This window comes from Ralstonia sp. GX3-BWBA, assembly GCF_003290055.1.
Classification (GTDB): domain Bacteria; phylum Pseudomonadota; class Gammaproteobacteria; order Burkholderiales; family Burkholderiaceae; genus Ralstonia; species Ralstonia holmesii.
In genome coordinates, this window is record NZ_QMKS01000004.1 from 67,045 (window position 1) to 90,781 (window position 23,737).

General features: G+C 65.2%; 26 protein-coding genes. 12 read left to right on the forward strand and 14 right to left on the reverse strand.

The window, feature by feature from the left end:
* Genes hutG through DOD19_RS02030 form a run of 4 tightly spaced genes read left to right on the forward strand, consistent with a single transcriptional unit; the run spans position 1 to position 3,774 of the window.
* Entirely contained in the window at positions 1-978 is a 978-nt protein-coding gene (gene hutG, locus DOD19_RS02015; RefSeq protein WP_112183754.1) for a formimidoylglutamase, read from the forward strand.
* A complete protein-coding gene (hutI, locus tag DOD19_RS02020; RefSeq protein ID WP_024974830.1) occupies positions 971-2,206 on the forward strand; it encodes an imidazolonepropionase in 1,236 nt (411 codons plus the stop codon). The genes hutG and hutI overlap by 8 nt, the downstream gene beginning before the upstream one ends.
* 57 nt (positions 2,207-2,263) lie before the next feature.
* On the forward strand, positions 2,264-3,379 hold the full coding sequence (gene hemH / locus DOD19_RS02025) for a ferrochelatase (RefSeq protein ID WP_112183756.1): 1,116 nt from the start codon (positions 2,264-2,266) through the stop codon (positions 3,377-3,379).
* Positions 3,376-3,774 carry an RNA-binding S4 domain-containing protein gene (locus tag DOD19_RS02030; protein WP_024974832.1) on the forward strand — a complete coding sequence of 133 codons (399 nt, stop codon included), beginning with the start codon at positions 3,376-3,378 and terminating at the stop codon, positions 3,772-3,774. Before hemH ends, DOD19_RS02030 begins: the two co-directional genes overlap by 4 nt.
* A gap of 21 nt (positions 3,775-3,795) precedes the next feature.
* On the opposite strand, the gene DOD19_RS02035 is transcribed toward DOD19_RS02030, so the two are convergent.
* Positions 3,796-3,990, reverse strand: a complete 195-nt coding sequence (locus DOD19_RS02035) for a hypothetical protein (RefSeq protein ID WP_024974833.1) — start codon at positions 3,988-3,990, stop codon at positions 3,796-3,798.
* A 263-nt stretch (positions 3,991-4,253) separates the two neighbouring features.
* Between DOD19_RS02035 and grpE the strand changes: the two genes are divergently transcribed.
* From grpE to rnk, 4 genes are all read left to right on the forward strand, one after another.
* Positions 4,254-4,901 (forward strand): nucleotide exchange factor GrpE, encoded by a 648-nt coding sequence (gene grpE, locus DOD19_RS02045; protein WP_024974834.1) that lies wholly within the window; start codon positions 4,254-4,256, stop codon positions 4,899-4,901.
* Between the two features lie 14 nt (positions 4,902-4,915).
* Complete coding sequence (locus DOD19_RS02050; protein ID WP_024974835.1) at positions 4,916-5,341, forward strand: thioredoxin family protein; 426 nt, start codon at positions 4,916-4,918, stop codon at positions 5,339-5,341.
* A 13-nt stretch (positions 5,342-5,354) separates the two neighbouring features.
* Positions 5,355-5,495 carry a hypothetical protein gene (locus DOD19_RS02055; RefSeq protein WP_235193141.1) on the forward strand — a complete coding sequence of 47 codons (141 nt, stop codon included), beginning with the start codon at positions 5,355-5,357 and terminating at the stop codon, positions 5,493-5,495.
* Between the two features lie 176 nt (positions 5,496-5,671).
* The gene (rnk, locus tag DOD19_RS02060) at positions 5,672-6,079 is read left to right on the forward strand and encodes a nucleoside diphosphate kinase regulator (RefSeq protein WP_024974836.1); all 408 of its coding nucleotides are present in this window, start codon (positions 5,672-5,674) and stop codon (positions 6,077-6,079) included.
* A 12-nt stretch (positions 6,080-6,091) separates the two neighbouring features.
* Here the strand turns inward: rnk and DOD19_RS02065 are convergent, their stop codons facing one another.
* A complete protein-coding gene (locus tag DOD19_RS02065; RefSeq protein ID WP_112183758.1) occupies positions 6,092-7,387 on the reverse strand; it encodes a phospholipase A in 1,296 nt (431 codons plus the stop codon).
* A 264-nt stretch (positions 7,388-7,651) separates the two neighbouring features.
* On the opposite strand from DOD19_RS02065, the gene dnaK reads away from it, so the two are divergent.
* From dnaK to DOD19_RS02080, 3 genes are all read left to right on the forward strand, one after another.
* Entirely contained in the window at positions 7,652-9,607 is a 1,956-nt protein-coding gene (gene dnaK, locus DOD19_RS02070) for a molecular chaperone DnaK (protein WP_024974838.1), read from the forward strand.
* 134 nt (positions 9,608-9,741) lie between these two features.
* Positions 9,742-10,890: a molecular chaperone DnaJ gene (gene dnaJ, locus DOD19_RS02075; RefSeq protein WP_024974839.1), complete on the forward strand. Its 1,149-nt coding sequence runs from the start codon at positions 9,742-9,744 to the stop codon at positions 10,888-10,890.
* Positions 10,891-11,039: 149 nt separating this feature from the next.
* Positions 11,040-12,938, forward strand: coding sequence for a bifunctional anthranilate synthase component I family protein/class IV aminotransferase (locus tag DOD19_RS02080; protein ID WP_112183760.1), 1,899 nt, complete (start codon positions 11,040-11,042; stop codon positions 12,936-12,938).
* Here the strand turns inward: DOD19_RS02080 and DOD19_RS02085 are convergent.
* From DOD19_RS02085 to DOD19_RS02125, 9 genes are read right to left on the reverse strand one after another with little or no spacing between them, the layout of a single operon-like run.
* On the reverse strand, positions 12,882-13,580 hold the full coding sequence (locus tag DOD19_RS02085) for an energy-coupling factor ABC transporter ATP-binding protein (RefSeq protein ID WP_024974841.1): 699 nt from the start codon (positions 13,578-13,580) through the stop codon (positions 12,882-12,884). The two genes, DOD19_RS02080 and DOD19_RS02085, sit on opposite strands and share 57 nt — an antisense overlap.
* Before the next feature lie 51 nt (positions 13,581-13,631).
* Positions 13,632-14,345 (reverse strand): ABC transporter permease, encoded by a 714-nt coding sequence (locus DOD19_RS02090; RefSeq protein ID WP_112183762.1) that lies wholly within the window; start codon positions 14,343-14,345, stop codon positions 13,632-13,634.
* A gap of 11 nt (positions 14,346-14,356) precedes the next feature.
* Positions 14,357-15,175: a 3-methyl-2-oxobutanoate hydroxymethyltransferase gene (gene panB / locus DOD19_RS02095; RefSeq protein ID WP_112183763.1), complete on the reverse strand. Its 819-nt coding sequence runs from the start codon at positions 15,173-15,175 to the stop codon at positions 14,357-14,359.
* A gap of 56 nt (positions 15,176-15,231) precedes the next feature.
* On the reverse strand, positions 15,232-15,876 hold the full coding sequence (locus tag DOD19_RS02100) for a deoxynucleoside kinase (RefSeq protein WP_024974844.1): 645 nt from the start codon (positions 15,874-15,876) through the stop codon (positions 15,232-15,234).
* Positions 15,877-15,905: 29 nt separating this feature from the next.
* The gene (gene folK, locus DOD19_RS02105) at positions 15,906-16,421 is read right to left on the reverse strand and encodes a 2-amino-4-hydroxy-6-hydroxymethyldihydropteridine diphosphokinase (protein ID WP_024974845.1); all 516 of its coding nucleotides are present in this window, start codon (positions 16,419-16,421) and stop codon (positions 15,906-15,908) included.
* Positions 16,418-17,980 (reverse strand): polynucleotide adenylyltransferase PcnB, encoded by a 1,563-nt coding sequence (gene pcnB, locus DOD19_RS02110; protein WP_112183765.1) that lies wholly within the window; start codon positions 17,978-17,980, stop codon positions 16,418-16,420. The genes folK and pcnB overlap by 4 nt, the downstream gene beginning before the upstream one ends.
* Positions 17,981-17,992: 12 nt before the next feature.
* Entirely contained in the window at positions 17,993-18,667 is a 675-nt protein-coding gene (locus DOD19_RS02115; protein ID WP_024974847.1) for an HAD family hydrolase, read from the reverse strand.
* Between the two features lie 51 nt (positions 18,668-18,718).
* Complete coding sequence (hda, locus tag DOD19_RS02120) at positions 18,719-19,420, reverse strand: DnaA regulatory inactivator Hda (protein ID WP_004631704.1); 702 nt, start codon at positions 19,418-19,420, stop codon at positions 18,719-18,721.
* Between the two features lie 58 nt (positions 19,421-19,478).
* Positions 19,479-20,549: an AI-2E family transporter gene (locus tag DOD19_RS02125; protein WP_024974848.1), complete on the reverse strand. Its 1,071-nt coding sequence runs from the start codon at positions 20,547-20,549 to the stop codon at positions 19,479-19,481.
* A 164-nt stretch (positions 20,550-20,713) separates the two neighbouring features.
* On the opposite strand from DOD19_RS02125, the gene purM reads away from it, so the two are divergent.
* Positions 20,714-21,769, forward strand: a complete 1,056-nt coding sequence (purM, locus tag DOD19_RS02130) for a phosphoribosylformylglycinamidine cyclo-ligase (RefSeq protein WP_024974849.1) — start codon at positions 20,714-20,716, stop codon at positions 21,767-21,769.
* A gap of 72 nt (positions 21,770-21,841) precedes the next feature.
* Here the strand turns inward: purM and DOD19_RS02135 are convergent, their stop codons facing one another.
* From DOD19_RS02135 to ada, 3 genes are read right to left on the reverse strand one after another with little or no spacing between them, the layout of a single operon-like run.
* Complete coding sequence (locus DOD19_RS02135; protein ID WP_112183767.1) at positions 21,842-22,282, reverse strand: hypothetical protein; 441 nt, start codon at positions 22,280-22,282, stop codon at positions 21,842-21,844.
* A 38-nt stretch (positions 22,283-22,320) separates the two neighbouring features.
* Positions 22,321-22,584, reverse strand: coding sequence for an Ada metal-binding domain-containing protein (locus DOD19_RS02140; RefSeq protein ID WP_024974851.1), 264 nt, complete (start codon positions 22,582-22,584; stop codon positions 22,321-22,323).
* Between the two features lie 6 nt (positions 22,585-22,590).
* The gene (ada, locus tag DOD19_RS02145; RefSeq protein ID WP_112183769.1) at positions 22,591-23,679 is read right to left on the reverse strand and encodes a bifunctional DNA-binding transcriptional regulator/O6-methylguanine-DNA methyltransferase Ada; all 1,089 of its coding nucleotides are present in this window, start codon (positions 23,677-23,679) and stop codon (positions 22,591-22,593) included.
* Positions 23,680-23,737 lie beyond the last annotated feature (58 nt).

The window sequence follows — 23,737 nt, forward strand, 5'->3', positions numbered from 1 at the left end:
ATGCTCGCCCAAGCTGAATCGAACGTCTGGCAGGGCCGCGTCGACGCGGAGGAGGGCCCGCTGGGTTTGCGTTGGCACCAGACCGTGCGCCGCATCGATGCATCCACGCCACTGGCCAATACCGTCGCTCTGGCGGGCTTCGCCTGCGACGCGGGTGTCGCGCGCAACCACGGGCGAACCGGTGCACAAGCCGGCCCCGCAGCCATCCGCAAGATGCTCGCGAACTTGCCCGCGCGTGCCGGGCGGGTTGTCGTCGATGCGGGCGACGTGATCTGCAAGGGCGATGCGCTGGAAGATGCGCAGAGTGCGTTGTCCGGTGTGCTGCATGATCTGCTCGACCGCGGTGCGTTCCCGATCGCGCTCGGCGGCGGGCATGAGATTGCATGGGCATCGTTTGGCGGCCTGGCGCGGCATCTGGCAGCGAAATCCGATCAGCCTCCGCGCATCGGCATCCTCAATCTGGATGCACATTTCGATTTGCGTGCGGGCGAGCGCGGCAGCTCGGGCACGCCGTTCCGCCAGATCGCCGAAGACTGCGCGCGGCGCGGCTGGCCGTTCCACTACGCCTGCCTGGGCGTGAGCACCTACGCCAACACCGAAGCGCTGTTCGCGCGTGCGCGGCAGCTCGGCGTGCGCTGGATGCACGACGATGAGATGGACGTCATGCAGCTCGCCCACGTGCTGAAGGTGGTCGAGGTGTTCTTGAGCCAGGTCGACCATGTCTATCTGACGATGTGCCTGGACGTGCTGCCGGCCGCTGTTGCCCCCGGCGTGAGCGCGCCATCCGCGCGCGGCGTGGGGATGGACGTGATCGAGCCCATCGTCGATCGCGTCGTCAGCTCGGGGAAGCTAAGGCTGGCGGATGTGGCGGAGCTGAACCCGTCGCTCGACATTGACAATCACACGGCACGTGTCGCTGCCCGCCTGGTTGCGCGGGTGGCAGACGGCATTGGCCTGCAAGGAACTGCTCATGGCTGATCCGGCCAACCCGCACTGGGATGCGCTCTGGACCAACGTCCACCTCGCCACGCTCACGGCCGACGCTGACGGCTACGGCGAGATCCGCGACGGTGCCATCGCCGTCAAGGACGGCCGCATTGCGTGGCTGGGCTACCGCGCCGATCTGCCCGCCAATGCCCGCGCCATGCGCGAGCACGACGGCGGCGGCGCGTGGCTCACGCCCGGCTTGATCGATTGCCACACGCATCTGGTCTATGCTGGCAACCGCAGCAATGAATTTGAAGCGCGCCTGAACGGCGTGCCGTACGAAGAGATCGCGCGGGCGGGCGGGGGCATCCTCTCCACCGTCCGCGCCACGCGTGCGGCCAGTGAGGCGGCGCTTGCAGAAGCGAGCCTGCCACGCCTGAACGCACTGCGCGCCGAAGGCGTTACCACCGTCGAAATCAAATCCGGCTATGGCTTGAATCTGGAAACCGAGCGCCGCATGCTGCGTGTTGCCCGCCGCTTCGGCCAGTCGTTGCCGGTGCGCGTGCGCACGACGTTCCTCGGCGCGCACGCCGTGCCGCCGGAATTTGCTGGCCGTGCGGATGACTACATCGACCACCTCTGCGCCGATGTGCTGCCCGCTCTCGCTGCAGAGGGTCTGGTCGATGCCGTTGACGCCTTTTGCGAAACCATCGGCTTCACGCCTGCACAAACGGCACGCATGTTCGATGCCGCGCAGCGGCTGGGTCTGCCGGTCAAGCTGCACGCCGAGCAGCTCTCCGATCAGGGCGGCGCGGCATTGGTCGCGCGCTACGGCGGCCTTTCTGCTGATCACCTCGAATGTCTGACCGAGGCCGGCATCGCAGCCATGGCACGGGCCGGCACGGTGGCCGTGCTGCTGCCCGGCGCGTTTTACTGCCTGCGCGAAACGCGCCTGCCGCCGATGGCCGCGCTGCGTGCCGCCGGTGTACCGATGGCCGTGTCGACCGACTGCAACCCCGGCACGTCGCCGCTGTCGTCGCTGCTGCTGGCGATGAACATGGCGTGCACGCTGTTCCGTCTGACGCCACTGGAAGCACTGACCGGCGCCACGCGTCACGCCGCCGCTGCGCTGGGTCTGTCCGGCACGTGTGGTGTGCTTGCCCCGGGCTGCGCGGCAGATTTCGCGCTCTGGCGCATCGACCGGCCTGCCGATCTGGCCTATGCGATGGGGCTCAACCCATGTACCAGTGTGGTCAAGGATGGCGTGGTGGTGGCGTAAGGCACACCCGATGACTCGGCTCGTATAATCGGCCGGGTCTATCGCGAACCCGCGCCCATGCCTTTCTTGCCCGAACCCCTGTTCCAGCACGGTCAGCCCGATCGCACGGCGATCCTGCTCGTCAACCTCGGCACGCCCGACGGCACGTCGCCGCGCGAGGTGGGCCGCTATCTGCGTCAGTTCCTGTCCGACCCACGCGTGGTGGAGATTCCGCGCGCTGCGTGGTGGTTCATCCTCAACGTGCTGATCGTGCCGTTGCGTTCGCGGGCGTCGGCGCACAAGTACGAGAGCATCTGGCTGCGCGAGGCCAACAAGACGGGCTCGCCGCTGCTGGTCTATAGCGAGCGGCAGGCGCACGCGCTGCAGCAGCTGCTGAACGCCCAGGGCCACGATGTGGTGGTCGCCTGCGCGATGCGTTACGGCAATCCGTCGATCCCGTCGGTCATGCAGGCGCTGCGCAAGCAGGGCGTCGAGCGCATCCTCGTGTTCCCGATGTATCCGCAGTATTCCGGCACGACCACTGCCACGGCCTTCGACGAGGTCTTCCGAGTCCTGGGCGAAATGCGCAATCAGCCAGAGTTGCGACTGGTCAAGCATTTTCACGATGACCCCGCTTACATCAATGCGCTGCACCAGCAGGTGGGGGCGTATTGGGCACAGCATGGCGCGCCTGATTTTGCGCATGGCGACAAACTGGTGCTGTCGTTCCATGGCGTGCCGCGGCGTACGCTGGAGTTGGGGGACCCCTACCACTGCGAATGCCTGAAGACAGGCCGCTTGCTGGGCGAAGCGCTCGGCCTGCAGCCGGGGCAGTACCTGGTCACGTTCCAGTCACGCTTTGGCCGCGCCGAATGGCTACAGCCGTACACCGCGCCCACTCTGGAAGAGCTTGGCCGCGTTGGCACCAACCGCGTCGACGTGTTCTGCCCAGGCTTCCCGGCCGATTGCCTGGAGACGCTGGAAGAAATCGCCATGGAGGGGCAGTCGACCTTCCGTGTCGCCGGCGGCAAGGAATTCCATTACATCCCGTGCCTGAACGACAGCGAAGCGTGGATCGCCGGCATTGCGGACATCGCGCTGGCGCACCTCCAGGGCTGGCCGCTCACGCTCACGCATCCGCATGTGCTGGAAGCCAGCCGCACACGTGCGCAGAGCAAGGGGGCCGCCGCATGAAGGTGAGCACCGACGCGGCCGATCGCGTGCGCATCGACAAATGGCTCTGGGCGGCGCGCTTCTTTAAGACACGGTCGCAGGCGACGGATGCGGTGGAAAGGGGGCGCGTGCAGATCAACGACCAGCCGGTTCGCCCCGCCAAGGATGTCAAAATTGGCGACCGCGTGCGAGTGCACGCGCATGAACAACAGTGGGAAGTAGAGGTGCTGGCGCTGGCCGAAGTACGCGGCCCAGCTTCCGTTGCACAAACGCTCTATGCCGAGACGGACACCAGTCGCTTAAAACGCGAAGAGAACGCCGACAAACGCCGGCTGTATCGAGAACCCGCCACACAAATTGCTGGCCGGCCGACCAAGCGAGACCGGCGACGCATCGACAAACTCGGCGGAGAATGAGGCATGCCGCGCGAGTGTGTGCTAACTTGATACGCTCAAGCCGCGCGACATCTGCTGCATTTGCGCAGGCTTGATGATGTAGTGCTTGAAGAATGCCTTGCCGCTACCGTACTCCGTATAACGCGGTGTGACGGCGCCAGACAGGCAAATGAACGTTGTGGCTGCGGTTAGGGTCAACAGCAGGAGCACGGTCAGAACGGGCAGCTTGTTGTGCATGGTACGAACCCTCAAAGAAGCTCGCGCCCCCCAGTTTTTTCTTGCATCATAGGCGGCCCATAAGGGCCTCGCAATTGCTGTGCCGTTGCAGTCTGATGAAAGTTGTAACCTCATATTTCGTGATGCACGGCGCACAGTTGCCGCGCATCCGGCGCCCTTGAAAAGCGCGCCAAATGCCCCATAACGGGGACAAATCGTTTGTAAAAATCCAGCGGATCGTCTTCAGGCACATGCCGTGCATCGATTCCCTTTTATCCAGCGCTATGAAACACACTCCGGACACCCCCTCGAACTCGGACATGCCAGCGGACACCCAAGCCACCCAGCCGAACCAGTCGGCGACGGGCCAGGCGGCCCACGCTTATTCGAGCCAGGCTCAGCGCGCAAGCGCCGACGCTCAGGCTGTCGCCGGTGACGAAGCCGCCGTGGCAGAAGCCGTGGCCGACATGGACATCGCTGAACTGCGCCGTCAACTGGAAGCCGCTGAAGAAAAGGCGCGCCAGAATTATGAAAACTGGGCGCGCGCCACGGCCGAAGGCGAGAACATCCGCCGCCGCGGTCAGGACGATGTGGCGAAGGCCCACAAGTTCGCCATCGAAGGTTTTGCGGAATACCTGCTGCCGGTGATGGACAGCCTTCAGGCCGCTTTGGCCGACACGTCGGGGGATGCCACCAAGCTGCGTGAGGGCGTTGAACTTACGCTCAAGCAGCTTTACGCCGCGTTCGAAAAGGGGCGTGTGACCGAGCTGAACCCCGTGGGTGAAAAGTTCGATCCGCATCGTCATCAAGCCATCTCGATGGTGCCGGCCGATCAGGAAGCCAATACCGTGGTGACGGTGCTTCAGCGCGGCTACACGCTGGCCGACCGCGTGCTGCGCCCTGCCCTCGTGACGGTGGCCGCGCCCAAATAAGCCAGCCGCCCGTGATCCTCCAGAACGCAACCACTTCGCAAGACGCCAACGGCGCGATCCCGGTCGATAAGACCGCGTTCGCGGCGTTTGGCATGCGCGAAGTGAATACCGGGACCTTCGACGCGGCCATTGTGGCGGCGGGTGATGCGCTCGTGTGCGTATTCTTCTGGGGCGTGGATTGCTTCAACTGCGAGATGGCCAAGAAAGCCATGCTCGCGCAACCGGCCGCTGTGCGCGAGCTTGGGCTGAACTGGCTGCATGCCAACGTCTACGCGCACCCGGAGCTGGGCCAGCGCTTTGGCCTGCACGGTATTCCCGTGTTCATGTTCTTCCATCGTGGCAAGAAGCTTGGCCGGGCGACCGGTTGGCATGGCCACGCGCAGTTTGCCGCCGCCGTTGCCAATGCGCGCAACAAGCTGGCGGGCAAGCCGCTTATCTGAGGCAGCGACCATCATGACGTCGATGCCGATGGCTGCGGCCTTCCTTATCGTTTCGTCCGTCCGTGCCGTGCGCCGCAAGCGTGTGGCGCGCACCTCGCCGCGCGCCGCCCAGGCGATGACCGCGGCCCTTGCCGCCGCCCGGCGGTTGTTCTAGTGCCCTTGCGGCACGTTGCCGCCGGGCTCTCTTCACTCCCACCGAAGTTTCAGTTTCGTATCACCGCCGGCCGGCCCGTGCGCCCGCTGGTTTTCTTGCCGCTGCGTTGCATTGGCCCGGGAGGCTATCGGCAGCGGCTTTGCCTAGTGTTGAACATTGACCTGTAGGAGATCGTCATGTCCAAAGCAGCCACCATCTACCTGACTGAGCTGGACCTCACCCGTCTGGAAAATGCCGCCACCCGCGCGGGCAACAACTCGCCGCTGGCCGATCTGGTCGATGACCTGATTACCCGTGCCAACGTGGTGCCCGGCAACAAGATTCCCGCCGATGTGGTGACCATGAACTCCGTCGTCTGCGTGGTTGATGACGCCGGCGCAGAGCAAGAGTGGACGCTCGTCTACCCGGAAGACGCCAACGTGACGTCGGCCAAGCTGTCGGTGCTCTCGCCGATGGGCACAGCGCTGCTGGGTGCGCGTGCGGGCAAGTCGATCAAATACTCGGCGCCCAATGGTGCCGAGCGTTCCTTGCGCATCGATCGCGTGGCGTTCCAGCCCGAGGCCAGCGGCCAGCACACCCTGTAAGCCGGCCGCGTCCTATCGCGAGAGGCTGTACCCGACACGCAACTGCGAGCCCAGCTTGTGGTTGTAGTCGAGCAGGCTCTCGCCGTAGCCGGTGAAATACTGGATGAACAGGTAGCCGGCCGTGCCGGTGAAGATCCGGCTCATCGGATACGTCAATTGCGCGTCGACGCTGCCGTAGGCCTTGCGGGTGCCTTTGCGCAGCGTGGCGGCCAACTCCCAGCCGTTGGGCGCGCCGTAGGACACGCGGAAATCGCCAAAACCACGGTAGTGCGCGATGTCGGTGTTGCCGGTGCGCGTGAGGTACGCGTACAGCTTCGGCTCGAACTTCCAGTGGTAGTCGTTCAGATCACCGAAGTGGAACGTCGGGCGTACGAACACGGTGTTGATGGCGCGTGAGGCGTCGCCGTCGCGGCCATTCGATTCGTGCTCGATGCCGCCTGCGAACGATAGCCGCGTGAGGGCGCCGCCATGGATGCCCGTATCGGGCCGGTAATAGAACACGCTGGGCCGGTAGTTCGTATCGCGGAACGGCGCCGATTCCTTGCCCACATCCCACAGCGAGAACTGCGTATAACCGAAGTACACGTTATCCAGCAGTGCTGCCGATGCCGGGTTCTCTGGCTGAAAAATCCGAAATTTGAAGCTCAACTGGAACTTGGCGTTCAGGCCCCCGTGCGCGCCCACTGCGGCGAACATGGGTTCGTGGAAAGTCAGGCGCGCGGTGTCTTCGGGCGGGCGGGATGCCTCGCCACTGCCAGCCACTGCCACGGGAATGGGTGAGGTAGCGGCTGCATTGGCAGGGGGCGCACTCGGGTTGGTGCCCAGTGCCCCCCCGGGGCGGGTCGCTTCGGCGGCGGCGTTGCGGGCGGCGCCAGTGGGGGCGCCATCGGCGGCAATCTGCGGGGCGTCTGCGCCGCGCACGAGTGTCACCAGAACCGGCGCCGCATCCAGATCCGGCACGTCGATCCGAACCGTACCGCGCAGCACCTCGGGCAGCGTGCCGGTGTAGGTGACGGTGCGGACCTGGCCCGGACGCAGGTGAAGGGTTTCGGCGCCGGCATTGTGTCGATCAAGAGTCACTTCTACCGGGCCCTGCAGATCAGCGCTGGCCGTTACGCGCAGCTGGGCCGGGACGGCATAGCTGCGCTGAGCGGCATCGCCCGAAATGACGAGGGTCAGGGTGAAGGGCTGGTTGGCGTTGACGCGGCGGGAGGGCTGGAGCAGGGCAACGGCGGCATCGGCGGAGGGCACGGCGCATGCGGCAAGCAGGGCAGCGCCAAGAATGGCTCGGAGAGGGTGCAAAGGCATGGGCGCAAAAGCCGGGTTGGCGTCCGGCGAGTGGCAATGCGCGCAAGGGTACCACCCACGCCTTTTGTGCCCGGTTTGCGGCTCTGGGCGTTCAAAACACGCGTTTTTGCCTGGGAGCGCACGTTTTCGGGTGCTTTCCCAAGAAAAACCGGCCAAAATGCTCAACTTTTCAAAATTCGGCCTTGAAAAGCCGGACGGCACTCCCACATCCGATCCAAGTTTGTATTCAGTGCAGTCCTGACACCAGATTCGAGGAGCAAGAACATGGGCAAAATCATCGGTATCGACCTTGGTACCACCAACAGCTGCGTCTCCATCATGGAGGGCAACACCCCCAAGGTGATCGAGAACGCAGAAGGCGCTCGCACCACCCCGTCGATCATCGCTTACATGGAAGACGGCGAGATCCTGGTCGGTGCCCCGGCCAAGCGCCAGGCGGTGACCAACCCGAAGAACACGCTGTACGCTGTCAAGCGCCTGATCGGCCGCAAGTTTGAAGAGAAGGAAGTCCAGAAGGACATCGGCCTGATGCCGTACACCATCACCAAGGCCGACAACGGCGACGCCTGGGTGGAAGTGCGCGGCCAGAAGCTGGCACCGCCGCAAATTTCGGCTGAAACCCTGCGCAAGATGAAGAAAACCGCCGAGGATTACCTGGGCGAGGAAGTGACCGAAGCCGTGATCACGGTGCCGGCCTACTTCAACGATTCGCAGCGCCAAGCCACCAAGGACGCCGGCCGCATCGCCGGTCTGGACGTCAAGCGCATCATCAACGAGCCGACCGCGGCTGCGCTGGCATTCGGCCTGGACAAGAACGAGAAGGGCGACCGCAAGATCGCGGTGTATGACCTGGGCGGCGGTACGTTCGACATCTCGATCATCGAGATTGCCGACGTGGACGGCGAGAAGCAATTCGAAGTGCTGTCGACCAACGGCGATACGTTCCTGGGCGGCGAAGACTTCGACCAGCGCATCATCGATTACATCATCGGCGAGTTCAAGAAGGAGCAGGGCGTTGACCTGTCGAAGGACGTGCTTGCGCTGCAACGCCTGAAGGAAGCCGCTGAAAAGGCCAAGATCGAGCTGTCGAGCACGCAACAGACCGAAATCAACCTGCCGTACATCACGGCCGATGCCTCGGGCCCGAAGCACTTGAACCTGAAGATCACGCGCGCCAAGCTCGAAGCGCTGGTCGAAGACCTGATCGCCCGTACGATCGATCCGTGCCGCACCGCTATCAAGGATGCCGGCGTGAAGGTGTCGGACATCCACGACGTGATCCTGGTCGGCGGCATGACGCGTATGCCGAAGGTGCAGGAGAAGGTGAAGGAGTTCTTCGGCAAGGAAGCCCGCAAGGACGTGAACCCGGACGAGGCCGTTGCTGTGGGCGCCGCCATCCAGGGTCAGGTGCTGGGCGGTGACCGTACCGACGTGCTGCTGCTGGACGTGACGCCGCTGTCGCTGGGCATCGAAACGCTGGGTGGCGTGATGACCAAGATGATCGGCAAGAACACGACCATCCCGACCAAGTTCTCGCAGACTTTCTCGACCGCCGACGACAATCAGCCGGCCGTGACGATCAAGGTCTACCAGGGCGAGCGCGAGATGGCTTCCGGCAACAAGATGCTGGGCGAATTCAACCTGGAAGGCATTCCGCCGGCACCGCGCGGTACGCCGCAGATTGAAGTGTCGTTCGACATCGACGCCAACGGCATTCTGCACGTGGGCGCCAAGGACAAGGCGACCGGCAAGGAAAACAAGATCACGATCAAGGCAAGCTCCGGCCTGTCGGAAGCCGAGATCGAGCGCATGGTGAAGGACGCCGAGGCCAACGCCGAGGAAGACAAGAAGCTGCGCGAACTGGTCGACTCCCGAAATCAGGGTGAAGCGCTGGTGCACTCGACCAAGAAGGCACTGGGCGAGTACGGCGACAAGCTGGAAGCTGGCGAGAAGGACAAGATCGAAGCCGCGATCAAGGAACTTGAAGAGACCCTGAAGGGGACCGACAAGGCCGCGATCGACGCCAAGACCGAAGCGCTGGCAACCGCCTCGCAGAAGCTCGGCGAGAAGGTCTACGCCGACATGCAAGCCAAGGGCGAAGCCGGCGGTGCGGAACAAGCCGCTGCCGGTGCCCAGGCAGGCGCGCAAGCCGGACAAGGCGCACCGCACGACGATAACGTCGTCGACGCCGAGTTCAAGGAAGTGAACGACAAGAAGTAAGCCACATCGTCCGCCAGGCGGACGTGAGGGTACGCCGGGCAGTGATCATCGGGTTGTGCGGGACGCACCTGATGTCACGCTCGGCTTTTTTGCTATTCGACACGCAGTAAAAACAGGCGACGACTGAAGCCACCATGGCAAAACGTGATTACTACGAAGTGCTCGGGGTGGGTAAGAACGCGAGCGACGACGAGATCAAGAAGGCGTATCGCAAGCTCGCGATGAAGTACCACCCGGACCGCAATCCGGACAGCAAGGAAGCGGAAGACAAGTTCAAGGAGGCCAAAGAGGCCTACGAGATGCTCTCCGATGCCGAGAAGAAGGCTGCCTACGACCAGTACGGCCACGCGGGTGTCGACCCGAACATGGCCGGCGGCTTTGGCGCAGGCGGCGCAGGTTTTGGCGGCGGCTTTGCCGAGGCCTTTGGCGACATCTTTGGCGATATTTTCGGCCAGGCCCAGGGCCAGGGCGGCCGCCGCGGTAGTGGCCCGCAGATGTATCGCGGCGCTGATCTGCGCTACAGCATGGAGATCACGCTGGAGCAGGCTGCGCATGGCTACGACACGCAGATTCGCGTGCCGCACTGGGACGAGTGCGACCACTGTCACGGCAAGGGCGCGGAGCCAGGTTCCAGCGTGGAGACCTGCCCAACGTGCCACGGCGCCGGTCAGGTGCGTGTGTCGCAGGGTTTCTTCACGATGCAGCAGACTTGCCCGAAGTGCCACGGCAGCGGCAAGTACATCCCCAAGCCGTGTACCAAGTGCCACGGCCAGGGCAAGTTGAAGAGCCAGAAGACGCTGGAAGTGAAGATTCCGGCCGGCATCGACGAAGGCATGCGCATCCGCTCCTCGGGCAACGGCGAGCCGGGCATCAACGGCGGCCCCCCGGGCGACCTGTATGTGGAAATCCACATCAAGCAGCACGCAGTGTTCGAGCGCGACGGCGATGATCTGCATTGCCAGATGCCGATCTCGTTTGCAACGGCAGCCATTGGCGGCGACATCGAAGTGCCGACGCTGGGCGGTCGCGCTTCGTTCACGGTGCCGGAAGGCACGCAGGCCGGCAAGACGTTCCGCCTGCGCGGCAAGGGCATCAAGGGCGTGCGTTCGGGCTATGCAGGCGATCTCTATGTGCATATCAACATCGAGACACCGGTCAAGCTGACGGAGCACCAGAAGGATCTGCTCAAGCAGTTCGACAAGTCCGTGCACGAAGGCGGCTCGCGGCACAGCCCGCAAGAGCAGTCGTGGCTAGACAAGGTGAAGAACTTCTTCTCCTCGTAAGAAGCCGCGCAAAGCTACTGCGCAGCCCGATCTTGGCACTGTGATGCTCGCCGTACCGATGTACGGCTGCGCTTCTCGTACCAACCTCGGGCCGCTCGCTACGCTTTTCGAGGCTTCTTAAACACCAACTCTTCGCTCAGGACTTCGTCATGCAGCCGCTCCAAGCGCCAGACGCAGGCGCGCCGTTCGCGCTGCTCGACGATGCCACCTCGGGCGGCACGCCGTGCTCGCGCTGGTACACCGGTTATGCTGGCGAGTTCTTCCGGCCGGCCGGCATGCTGGATGGGCTGGACGACGATCTTCGTGCTGCCTGGCGCCAGGGTTTGCATGCCCTGATCGTTGCGCCGTATGAGTTTGGTGGGCCGCTGGTCGGCCTGCCGGCTTCCACCGAAACCTCTTCCTCATTGCCTGGCCACGACGGCCGCCTGCGCGTGCTGCTGTTTCGCGCGATGCAGATGCTGTCGCCGGCGGAAGTCGATACGTTGTTCGACGCGTGGCCCGATGCAACGGGCGCAGCGGGCCTGTTCGACTGTGCGGCCAGCGTCGATCGCGCCACCTACACCGACGCCATCGCGCGCATCCACGACTGGATTGCGGCGGGCGATACCTACGAAGTCAACTACACGTACCGCCTGCGCATGACTGCGTTTGGCGCACCGGCGGCGCTGTATCGGCGCCTGCGCGCGCGCCAGCCCGTGCCCTACGGCGCATTCATCGCGCTGCCGGAGGGCGGTGCGATTCTGTCGTGCTCGCCGGAGCTGTTCTTTTCGCATCACGCGGGCCAGCTTGTCGCGCGGCCGATGAAAGGTACTGCGCCCGCCACAGGCAATGTCGAAATCGACGAAGCCCGTGCCACTGCGCTGGCCGCCGACGAGAAGAACCGCGCCGAGAACCTGATGATCGTCGACCTGTTGCGCAATGATCTGGGCCGCCTCGCGCGTGCCGGTTCCGTGCATGTGCCGGCGCTGTTCGAGGTGACGCCGTTCGGCAGCGTGCTCCAGATGACGTCGACCGTGAAGGCAGAGATCCCGCCCACCACCGGCCTTGCTGATTGCCTGCGAGCGCTGTTTCCGTGCGGTTCCATCACTGGGGCGCCCAAGCGGCGGACGATGGAGATCATCGATACGCTGGAGCCAGAGCCGCGTGGCCTGTACACCGGCGCCATCGGCTGGATCGATGCGCCTGCCGATGATCGCGCGATGGGCGACGCATGCTTTTCGGTGGCGATCCGCACGCTGGTGCTCGGCGCGCCCGGCACCGACGGCCTGCGTCGTGGCGAACTCGGCATCGGCTCCGGCATCGTGCATGACAGCATCGCCGATGAAGAGTACGCCGAGTGCCAACTGAAGGCGCGTTTCGTGACGGCGCTCGACCCCGGGTTGTCATTGTTCGAGACAATGCGTGCGACGCGCGATGGTGTGGCGCTCCTGGATTGGCATCTGGCGCGGCTGGAGCGTTCTGCGGCCGCATTCGGCTTCCCCTTCGATCGAATTGCGCTGGCGGATGACGTGGCGCGCATGTGCGCATCGCTGGAAGGCGAGGGCGCTTATCGCATGCGCCTGTTGCTGACGCCGGACGGTGCGGCGAACGTATCGGCGGTGCCCCTGTCGCCGCTGCATGCGAGCTGGGATGCGCCTGTACGTCTGCTCGTTGCCGCGCAACCGCGCGAGGTCACGCACAGTCTGCCGACGCACAAGACCACGTTGCGCGCAGGCTATGACGCTGCTTGGCAAGCGGCCGAACGCGCAGGTGCATTCGATACCGTGTTCTTCAACGCCGATGGCAAGTTGGCCGAAGGCGGGCGCAGCACGCTGCTGGTCAAGCTCGATGGTGCGTGGTGGACGCCGCCGCAGTCCGCGGGCGTCTTGCCGGGCGTGATGCGTGCCGTGCTGTTGAAAGACGCTTCACCGTGGCTTGATGGGCCGCTGCAGGAGCGTTCGCTCACGCGCGCCGATGTTGCCCGCGCCGAGGCCATTGCGGTATGCAACGCCCTACGCGGCGTGGTGCCCGCGCATTTCGAGCCGCCCCTGACCGTCGACGTGCTCTAACTTCCAGCGGGCCACGCCGGGCAGGTTGATCAGTTCGCGGTCGTGGCAGACCATCAGCAGCGAGCGGCCTTCCGCTGCCAGTTCTCCCACCAGTGCAATGACTTGCTCGCGCGCGGCGCCGTCCAGGTTCGAAGTCGGTTCGTCGAGCAGCAGCACATCGGTGTGCAGCGCGCGAGCCCGCGCCAGTGCGAGGCGTTGCGTCTCGCCACCGGACAAGCGTTCGGGCGGCACATCGACCACGTGCTGCAGGCCCGCCCAGCGGAGCGCATCTTCGACACGCTCGGCCAGCTCCGCGTGCGCCACGCGGTGTGCGCCTGTGGTCAGCCCATAGGCAAGATTCGCGCGTACCGACGTGCGGAACAGATAGGGGTGCTGGTGCACGTAGGTCAGCCGCGCGCGCAGCTCGGCCGGGTAGGGCGACAGCGCCTGCCGCCCTTGCCCCATATCGACGGTCGCGCCATTGGCGGGTGCAAGCCCGGCCAGCATGCGCAGCAGCGTTGTCTTGCCGACGCCGTTTGCGCCCGTGATGACAATCGCGTGCCCAGCCGACAGCGCCAAGCGCGGAATCTCGAACAGCACGCGCGCGCCGTGCTGGCAGCGCAAGCCTTCAAACACCATCGCGGGTTGCGACGTTGTGTTCATGCGGCCGCCTCCCGATCCGTCTTGATCGTCCGGTCTGGGTGGTGTCTGCGCTTACTGCGCATGCCGGCCCCCGCCATAGTTGCCGGCGCCCTGCAGCCACGCCAACCCAAGGTTGACGAGCAGTGCCAGCACGATCAGCACGATGCCCAGCGCGATGCCCTGCGCGAATTCGCCCTTGCTTGTTTCCAGCGCAATCGCCGTGGTCATGGTGCGCGTGACGCCTTCGATGTTGCCGCCGACCATCAGCGCCGAGCCCACTTCGGCGATCACGCGCCCAAAGCCGGCCACCACGGCCGCCATTAAGCCGAAGCGCAATTCACGAAAGACGGTCAGCAGTAACCGGACGCGTCCGGCGCCAAGCACACGCGCTGTCTCGGCGAGACGCGGATCAGCGCGTTCAAGCGTCGTCAGTGCAAACGCGACGATCACCGGCAGGCCAAGCACCGCTTGCCCGAGGATCATCCCACCCTGTGTGAACAGCAGTCCGAAGCTGCCCAGCGGCCCCTGCCGCGAAAGCAGCAGATACAGCAGCAGCCCGATCAGCACGGTCGGAAACGACAGCGATGCCTGCGCCAGCACCACCAGCGCACGGCGCCCCATAAACCGGTGCATGGCGATGAGGTAGGCGATGAGTAAACCCGGGGGCGCCGCCAGCAGCAGCCCCGCAATCGCCACCTTCAGCGATACCCAGACGATCAGCCACAACGCCGCGTCGCCGCTGGCAAGCAGGGCGAAGGCGTCGACGGTGGCCGACCAGATTTCCATGCGGGTGCCGCTCAGGCGAAAGTGTGTTCCGGGCCGGGGAACGAGCCGTCCTTGACGGCTGCCACATAGGCGGCGACGGCGCCATCGATGGTGGTCTGCCCGTCCATGAAGTTGCGTACGAACTTGGGGCGATGCCCCGGGAACACGCCCAGCATGTCGTGCATCACGAGTACCTGGCCCGAGCACTCCAACCCGGCGCCGATGCCGATGGTGGGAATGGCCAGCAGGCGCGTGACTTCGCCGGCCAGCTCGGCCGGGATGGCTTCCATGACGACGAGCTGCGCGCCGGCATCCTGCACGGCCAGTGCGTCGGCCTTCAGTTGCGCGGCCGCTTCATCGCCGCGACCCTGCACTTTGAAGCCGCCAAACGCATGCACGGATTGCGGCGTCAGGCCGATGTGCGCGCACACCGGAATGCTGCGTTCCACGAGGAACTTGATCGTAGGCGCCAGCCACACGCCGCCCTCGAGCTTGACCATCTGCGCGCCCGCCTGCATCACGCGCACCGCGCTGTGGAAGGCCTGTTCGGGCGTGCCATACGTGCCAAACGGCAGGTCCGACACGAGCAGCGCCTTGTCGATGCCGCGCGACACGCATTCGGTGTGATAGACGATGTGATCGAGCGTGACCGGCAGCGTGGTCTTCTGACCCTGCATCACGTTGCCGAGCGAATCGCCGACGAGCAGCACGTCGGTGCCGTTGCGATCCATCAGGGCGGCGAAGCTGGAGTCGTAGGCCGTCAACATGGCGATGCGCTCGCCGGCGGCCCGCATGGCCTGCAACGAAGTCACCGTGACGGCCTTGCGGTTCGATTCCTGGAGATAGCTCATGGGCTGAGACTCATTGGGGCATCGCGAGCGCCCACGCAGACCATGCGGTGCGTCGACTAGCGCGTTGCCAGCTTGATGAATTCCTTGGGCCCGCGCATCGCGTCGATGCGGGCGAGCAAGGTACGGAAATCGTCGTCGTTGCCTGCGGGGTCGAAGGCAGCGGTGTCGACGATCATCGTCGGTGCGGCATCGTAATACAGAAACAGCTCGCCGTATGCGGCGCAGATGCGTCCGAGGTACTCGGCATCGATGCCCGTTTCGTAAGGAACGGCGCGACGGGCGACGCGTGGCAGCAGGTCTTCTGCGCGCGCTTGCAGGCAGATCACGAGGTCGATGCGCTGTTGCGGCAGGGCCAGCGCATTGGCCATCGCGTCGTACAGCGCGAGTTCATCGGCCGGTAGCGTGAGGTGGGCGAACAGGCGGTCGCGTGGCAGGAAGCTGTCGGCGACGATGCGCTCACCGGCGAGCGTCGCCTTATGCCATGCCTTCAGGCGCTCGGCACGTTGCAGCAGGAAGCGCAGCTGCACCGGCAGCGCATAGCGCGCGGGGTCTTCGTAGAAGCGGGCGATGAAGGCGTTTTCGGCGGGCGTTTCGAACAGCGTCGACGCACGCAGATGGTCGGCCAGACGCTGGGCCAGCGCGGTCTTGCCTACGCCAATGGGCCCTTCGACAACGATGCGGCGCAGGTGATCCAGTGCCATCGGCGGGTGCTTGTCCGTGGTTCGGGTGATCAGGCGGCGGGCTGCTTGGCGCGCATGCACTGGCACATCGTGGTCTTTTCGATGCGCTGGTCGGACACGCCGGGCAGCAGTGCAGCCACGGCGCCAATGCCCGGAATCACGAGATCGGGCGCCAGTTCATGCAGCGGCAGCAGGGTAAAGGCGCGTTGGCCCACGCGCGGGTGGGGCACCGTCAGCTCGGGTGAGGTGAGCACGTGGTCGCCGTAGAGCAGCAAGTCCAGATCGAGTGTGCGCGGCGCATTGTGAAACGGGCGCTCGCGGCCAAACTGGTCTTCGATGTGGTGACAGATGCGGAGCAGTTGGTCAGCAGTGAAATGCGTATCGATGCGCACCACGGCGTTGATGTAGTCATCGCCGCTGGATTCCACGGGCGCGCTGCGATACAGGCTCGATTTGCCGGTGACGGTGATGCCGACCTGCTGTGCGAGGCAGACCACGGCGTCTTTCACTGCCTGGCGTGCGTCGCCCAGGTTGGCGCCGATGCCGATGTACGCCACTGTCTTCACGTTTCCTCCGAACTTCCCGGATTGACGTCACCGACTGTATCCGATTTTGCCGGACCACGTCGGCGGCGACGCCGCTTGCCCGGGCTGGCCGAACCGGTATTTGCGGAGGGGCTCGGGGCGTGCTTGGCTTGTGCCATGAGGGCTTCGCGGGCTTCGCCGTCACCGTTCTGGAAGTCGGTCCACCAGTCGGCGAGTTCTTGCGGCAATTCGCCCGAGGCACAGCGCAGCGCGAGGAAGTCGTAGCCGGCACGGAAGCGCGGCGACTCCAGCAGCCGATACGGCATGCGGCCCGAGCGCTTTTCAAAGCGCGGTTGCATGCTCCAGATTTCCTTCATATCGGAGGTGAAGCGGCGCTGGATGGCGAGCTGCTCGGTCTGGCGGTCGAGCACTTCATCCATGGCGGTGTGCAGCGCGGGGATCAGCGGCTCGCCGGCAGCGCGGCGGCGGTTCCAGTGCTCGACCACGTGATGCCATAGCAGCGAGGCAAACAGGAAGCCCGGCGAAACCGGCTTGCCGGCCTTGACGCGATCGTCGGTGTTGTCGAGGGCGAGCTGCACGAAGCGCTGGCCCATCGGCTGCTCCAGCGCGACGTCCAGCAGCGGCAGCAGGCCGCTGTGCAGGCCCGCCTTGCGCAGCTCCTGCAGCGAGGCCCAGGCGTGGCCCGACATCAGCAGCTTCAACATCTCGTCGAACAGGCGGGCGGCCGGCACGTTGTGGATCAGCGGGCCCAGCTCCGCGATCGGCGCGCGCGTGTCGGCGTCGATGTCGAAGCCCGTCTTGGCCGCGAAGCGCACCACGCGCAGCATGCGTACCGGATCTTCGCGGTAGCGGGTGTGCGGATCGCCGATCATGCGCAGCGTGCGTGCGCGCATGTCTTCCATGCCGTGATGGTAGTCATGCACGGTTTCGTCGGCGGGGTCGTAGTACATCGCGTTGACGGTGAAGTCGCGGCGGGTGGCGTCTTCGGCCTGGGTGCCCCAGACGTTGTCGCGCAGCACACGGCCGCTGGCGTCGATCGCATGCGTGTGGTGGTCCAGCTCGGTGCGCTTGACGCGCTTGCCGGCGGGCACCTGCTCGGCGTCGACCGCGTCGACAAGCGCGCGGAAGGTCGAGACTTCGATGATTTCCTGATCGCGTCCGCCATAGAACGTGACGTGCACGATCTGGAAACGGCGTCCGATGATGCGCGAACGGCGGAACAGCGCCTGTACCTGCTCGGGCGTGGCGTTGGTCGCCACATCGAAATCCTTCGGCTTGATGCCCAGCAGCAAGTCGCGCACGGCGCCGCCGACGATGAAGGCGCTATAGCCGCCTTCCTGCAGCGTGGACGTGACCTTGACCGCGTTGCGCGAGAGCAGCTTCGGATCGATGCCGTGCTCGTCCACGCTCCACACGCGCGCCTGACGCGGTACGCCGCCAGCGGACTTGGTGCGCGCCTTGGCCGTTTTGGGTGCCTTGGGCGTGCGGGCCTTCCTTGCGGCGGGTGCTCCCGGTTCTGCCGGGGCGTGGGGCTCTGCGGAGGTCTTGCCCAGCAGGCGATTGATGAGTTTCTTGATCACGCCGCGCCTTGCTTAGAAGAGATCCATGATGCGCCAGTTGCGCGCGGCTGCCAGATTGCGCAGCGTATCGTCCGGGTTGGTGGCGACGGGGTCGGTCACTTCCTCCAACAGCGGCACGTCGTTGGCCGAATCGCTGTAGAAGGTGCTGTGCTCGAAATCGCTCCAGCCGCGGCCCATGTTGGCCAGCCACTCGTGCACGCGCGCGACCTTGCCCTCGCGAAAGCTCGGTGTGCCCGCCACGTCGCCGGTGAAGGCGCTGTCCGGGCTGCCGTCGGCGGTGGCCGGTTCGGTGGCGATGAGGTGATCGATGCCGAAGGCCTCGGCAATCGGGCGGGTGACGAAGCTGTTGGTGGCGGTCACCACACAGCACAGGTCGCCGGCGTCGAGGTGCTTGTAGACCAGCGCTTGCGCCTGCGGCGTGATCTTCGGACGGATCACGTCGTGCATGAACTCGGCGTGCCACTGGGCGAGCGTGTCGCGCGGGTGGGCGGCCAGCGGCGCCAGGGCAAAGCGCAGAAACGCGTGGATATCCAGCGTGCCGGCTTTGTAGTCGGCATAGAACTGATCGTTCTTGCGCTGGTATTCGGCTTCATCCACCACGCCGCGGCGGATGAGGAAACGTCCCCACTCGTGGTCGCTGTCGGTGGGGATGAGGGTGTGATCGAGGTCGAAGAGGGCCAGATTCATGGGGCGCGATTTTACCCGAACGTTACATCACTGGCCCGCGAGCCCCCGGATTCACTTCATCAGCGCGAGCATGTCGCGCACGAGCGGCAGGGTGACGGCGCGCTTGCGGGCCAGCGAATAGGTGTCGAGGGCGTCCAGCAGGGCCATCAGGCTCGGCATGTCGCGGTAGGAGTGCGTCACGAGCCACTGCGGCACGTCGGCCGAGAGCTGCATGCCGCGTTCGCGGGCGGCTTGGCGCAGGGCTTCCACTTTGTCGGCGTCGGACAGTGGGCGCAGCCAGTAGACCAGGCCCCAGCCGAGGCGGGTGCGCAGGTCTTCACGCAGCGGCATCGCCATCGGCGCGGCGGCCCCGGAGATGGCGATGGCGGCATGCGGATGCGCGCGCACTTCATTGACGAGGTTGAACACGGCAATCTGCGCCCATTCGTCCAGCCGTTCGGCGTCGTCGATGGTCCAGACGGTGATTGTCGGGTCGAATTCGAAGGCTTCGGGCGGGGCGTCGGGTTCCAGCGTGCGGACTTCGTAACCGCCAGCCTCGGTCTGGGCGCAGATGGCCTGCAGCAGATGGCTGCGGCCGCTGCCTTCTTCGCCCCAGAGGTAGACCAGGCGATCTGTGGCGGTACCGTCCACCACCTGTGGAATCAAGGCGCGCAGGCGCAGCACCGCCTCTTCGTTGCCGGTGGCGACGAAGTTGTCGAAGGTCGGGGCGGGTGTCGCACCGAGTTCGAGCGGGAGCTGTTCGGGTGTGGCCATGAAACGTGGAGTGGAGTCGCCGTACTTTTCAGTTGCCTTCAGTTGCCTTCAGTGGCTTTCAGTCCTGGTAGAGCCGGCTGCCCAGGTAAAGCTGCCGAATTTGCCGCAAACCGACCAGCAGCACAGCACTCATCGGTAGGGCGAGGAGGATACCGAAAAAACCGAACAATTGGCCAAAAGCCAGCAAGGCGAGGATGACCGCCAGCGGGTGCAGGCCGATGCGTTCGCCCACCAGACGCGGCGTCAGGTAGAAGCTTTCCAGGAACTGGCCGATGCCGTACACCACGGCGACTGCCAGCAAGCCGTAGAGGTTGCCGAACTGCAACAGTGCGGCAAGGATGGCCAGTGTGAGCCCTACGCCAAAGCCGATGTACGGAATGAACACCGCCAGCCCCGTGAAGATGCCTACGGGCAGCGCCACGTCAAAGCCGGCCAGTGCCAGCCCCGCCGAGTAGTACACCGCCAGCATCAGCATCACGATGATCTGGCCGCGCAGGTACTGCGAAAGCAGGCCATCGGTTTCGGCGGCCAGTTCGCGCGTTTTTGGCAGCCAGCGGCGCGGCACGGCGGTTTCGATCCGGCGCATGAGCATGTTCCAGTCCATCAGCAGGTAGAACATCACGATTGGGACCAGGAAGAAGATGCCCAGCACCTGGATGGCTGCCGAGCCCGACACGCGCAGATAGGTCAGCACCCGGGTCACCACGTCGTCCGGGCTGGCGGCGAGCTGTTCGGTGAGCAGCGCGCGCAGGCCCGGAAAATCAAAGCTGACATGCAGACCCAATTCGTCCAGCTTGGGCGACAGAAATGCGTTGAGCTTGGCGAGCATGCCGGGCAGTTGCTCCCGGATGGCCGGAATTTCACGCTGCAGCACCGCCAGGATCAGCAGCATCAGCGCCACGCCCACCACCGAGAGCACCAGAATCATCAAAAACACGCCCAGCACCCGCGGCACGCGGCGGCGTTGCAGCCATTCCACGCCCGGGTGCAGGATGTACGACAGGATGAACGCGAAGACGAAGGGCGTCAGCGTGGGCGCCAGCGCCTTGAGCAGGGCCAGGAAGACAAGCGCCACGGCGATCCAGGCGAGCGTGCGCTTGGTTTCCTGCGACAGCACGGGGGCGTTCATGGGGGGCGACGGTTCCGATGGCGGGGTGGACGAGTCGGAAAAGCGGCCATCGGGGTGGCCGCATCCGGTAAAATCGCGATTTTACTGGACGGGCGGGTCCGATTTTTGTGACTTCCCGCCGCCGTCTCGCTTTCTTTCCCGGTTTTTTCAATTCAGACGACTGTATGAGCGCTTCCGAAACCCCATCCGCATCGACCGGCCTGTCTTACCGCGACGCGGGCGTCGACATCGAGGCGGGTGACGCCCTTGTCGACCGCATCAAGCCGTTTGCCAAGCGCACCATGCGCGAAGGCGTGCTGGGCGGCATCGGCGGCTTCGGCGCGCTGTTCGAGCTGTCCAAGAAGTATCAGGAGCCGGTGCTGGTGTCCGGTACCGACGGCGTGGGCACCAAGCTCAAGCTGGCCTTTGCGCTGAACCGCCATGACACGGTTGGCCAGGATCTGGTCGCCATGAGCGTGAACGACATCCTGGTGCAGGGCGCCGAGCCGCTGTTCTTCCTGGATTACTTCGCCTGCGGCAAGCTCGACGTCGACACCGCCGCCACCGTGGTCAAGGGCATCGCCCAGGGCTGTGAGCTGGCTGGCTGCGCGCTGATCGGCGGCGAAACCGCTGAAATGCCGAGCATGTATCCGGACGGCGAATACGACCTGGCCGGCTTTGCCGTCGGCGCCGTCGAAAAGCGCAAGATCATCGACGGCACGACCATTGCCGAGGGCGACGTGGTGCTGGGCCTGGCATCGTCGGGGGCGCATTCGAACGGCTACTCGCTGGTGCGCAAGATCATCGAGGTGTCGCGCCCGGACCTGAATGCGGATTTCCACGGCCAGCGCCTGCAGGACGCCATCATGGCGCCGACGCGCATCTACGTGAAGCCGCTGCTGTCGCTGATCGACAAGCTGACCGTCAAGGGCATGGCGCACATCACCGGCGGTGGTTTGACCGAAAACGTGCCGCGCGTGCTGCAAGACAACCTGACCGCCGTGCTGCACAAGGACGCATGGACGCTGCCGCCGCTGTTCCAGTGGCTGCAGAAGGCCGGCAACGTGGCCGATGACGAAATGCACCGCGTGTTCAACTGCGGCATCGGCATGGTGGTGATCGTGTCGGCAGCCGACGCGCCGGCCGCCATCGCGCACCTGAAGGACGCGGGCGAGACGGTCTACCAGATCGGCGAAATCCGCGCACGCCAAGCGGGCGAAGCGCAGACGATCGTGGTCTGACGCGAGGTTCGCACCAACAAAAAACCGCCGATGCATTCGGCGGTTTTTTTATGCGCGTCGTCTTGCGGGCGCTTATTTCAGCGGGACGTATTCGCCGGTGGCCGGGTCGTCCTTCTGCAGTGCGCCGGTGTTCTTGTCGATGAGCAACGTGACCACGCGCGGTGCGGTGTTCGGGTCGCCGCCGCACGCCGGCGTGTGGTTTTCCAGCACTTCGACGCTGTTGTGGGTGTCATCGGCCCGGTCTACCAGGAACGACAGGCAATCCTGCGGCAGGGTGGTCAGCTTGTACTTGTCGATGGCGGCGCGGGCCAGATCGACGGCCTTGGTCTGTTCCGCTTCACTGACGGCGGGCGCGCTGGCGGCCGGCGCATTGGCCGCGCTGGATGCACCGGGGGCCGAGGCTGTAGGTGCGGAAGCCGGAGCGGGCGCGGCAGGCTTGTGCGCGTCGTCGGAGCGGCCACAGCCCGCCAGCGCGAGAGCGGTGAGCGCGGCAAGCAGAAGGGGTTTGGTCATGATGTGCGGAGCGTGTCGGCGATGTTCAGCCCACGACTTTACCCGGAACTGACCGATCGTTTCCATGCCGCATACGCCTGCGGCATGCACACCGCGCAAGGCCGGTAGCTTGCGGCACGCGCGTCGGCTTCGTTGAGGAAGAACACGCGATGGCGCACGTAACCGCCGCGTGCAATGGCCCGGCGTGCAGCCGCGCAATCGAGCCGGCCATAGATGCGTGCCCGCCGATGCCCGCCCAGCGTGCCGGGCGCGGCGCTCTCATAGGGTTGGCCGCTGGCGCCGATGAGGGTCCACGTTTTCACGCGGTTTCATGCGGCGGATTGCGCTTCGCGCTCCAGCAGCGCCAGCTTGCGCTCCACGCCCCAGCGATAGCCCGAGGTATTGCCGTCTCGGCGGATCACGCGGTGGCACGGGATGGCCACCGCAATGTGATTGGCCGCACAGGCCTGCGCCACTGCGCGTACCGCCTTGGGTGCGCCGATGCGCGCGGCAATCTCGGCGTAGCTTGTGGTGCTGCCCGGCGGGACTTCGCGCAGCGCTTGCCACACGCGTTCTTGGAACGCAGTGCCGCGCACGTCCAGCGGCAGCTCTAGCCCGATGGATGGCGCTTCGATCAGCCCCACCACGCGAGCCACGAGGTCTTCAAAGCCCGCATCGCCACCGATGAGTTCGGCCTTCCGGAACGTGTCCTGCAGATCGCGCACGAGGGCGTCGGGGTCGTCGCCCATCAGGATCGCGCAGATGCCGCGATCGCTCTGCGCCACCAGGATCGAACCGAGCGAGCATTCGCCCACCGCGAAGCGGATCGTCGTTTGGGCGCCGCCTGCGCGGTAGCGGCTGGCTGTCATGCCGAGCACGTTGTCGGACGCCTCGTAGAAGCGGCTGCTCGCGTTGAACCCGGCGTCGTAAATGGCCTCGGTGACCGTCGTGCTGCCGCGCCCGAGTTGCGCTCGCAGCTTGCGGGCGCGATGCGCATCGGCGTAGCCCTTGGGCGTGAGGCCCGTGACGCTCTTGAACAGGCGATGGAAGTGATACGGGCTCAGGCCGGCGTCTTGCGCGAGCGCGTCGAGCGTGGGCGGTGTGTCGGCTGCCTCGATGCGGCGGCAGGCCTGCGCGACAAGCGCGGTTTGCTGCGCGCGCACGGTGGTCTGATCCGGGGCAGCGCGGCGGCTCGGACGGTAACCGGCGGCTTCTGCGTCGGCAGGCGTGTCGAAGAATTCGACGTTTTCCGGGCGCGGCAGGCGCGACGGGCTGCTCGGCTGGCAATACACGCCAGTGGTCTTCACCGCATAGACGAATTGCCCGTCGGCAGAGGCATCGCGCGCCAGCACGCGAGCCCAGCGCGGGTCGTGTGCAACGAGGGGGTTGTCCGATACGGGGCGGGCGGAGGTTTGCATGGCGTCATCCAGTGGACTGCGATGACTGTACTGTAGGTACGTCCGTCTGGCCGGGCAC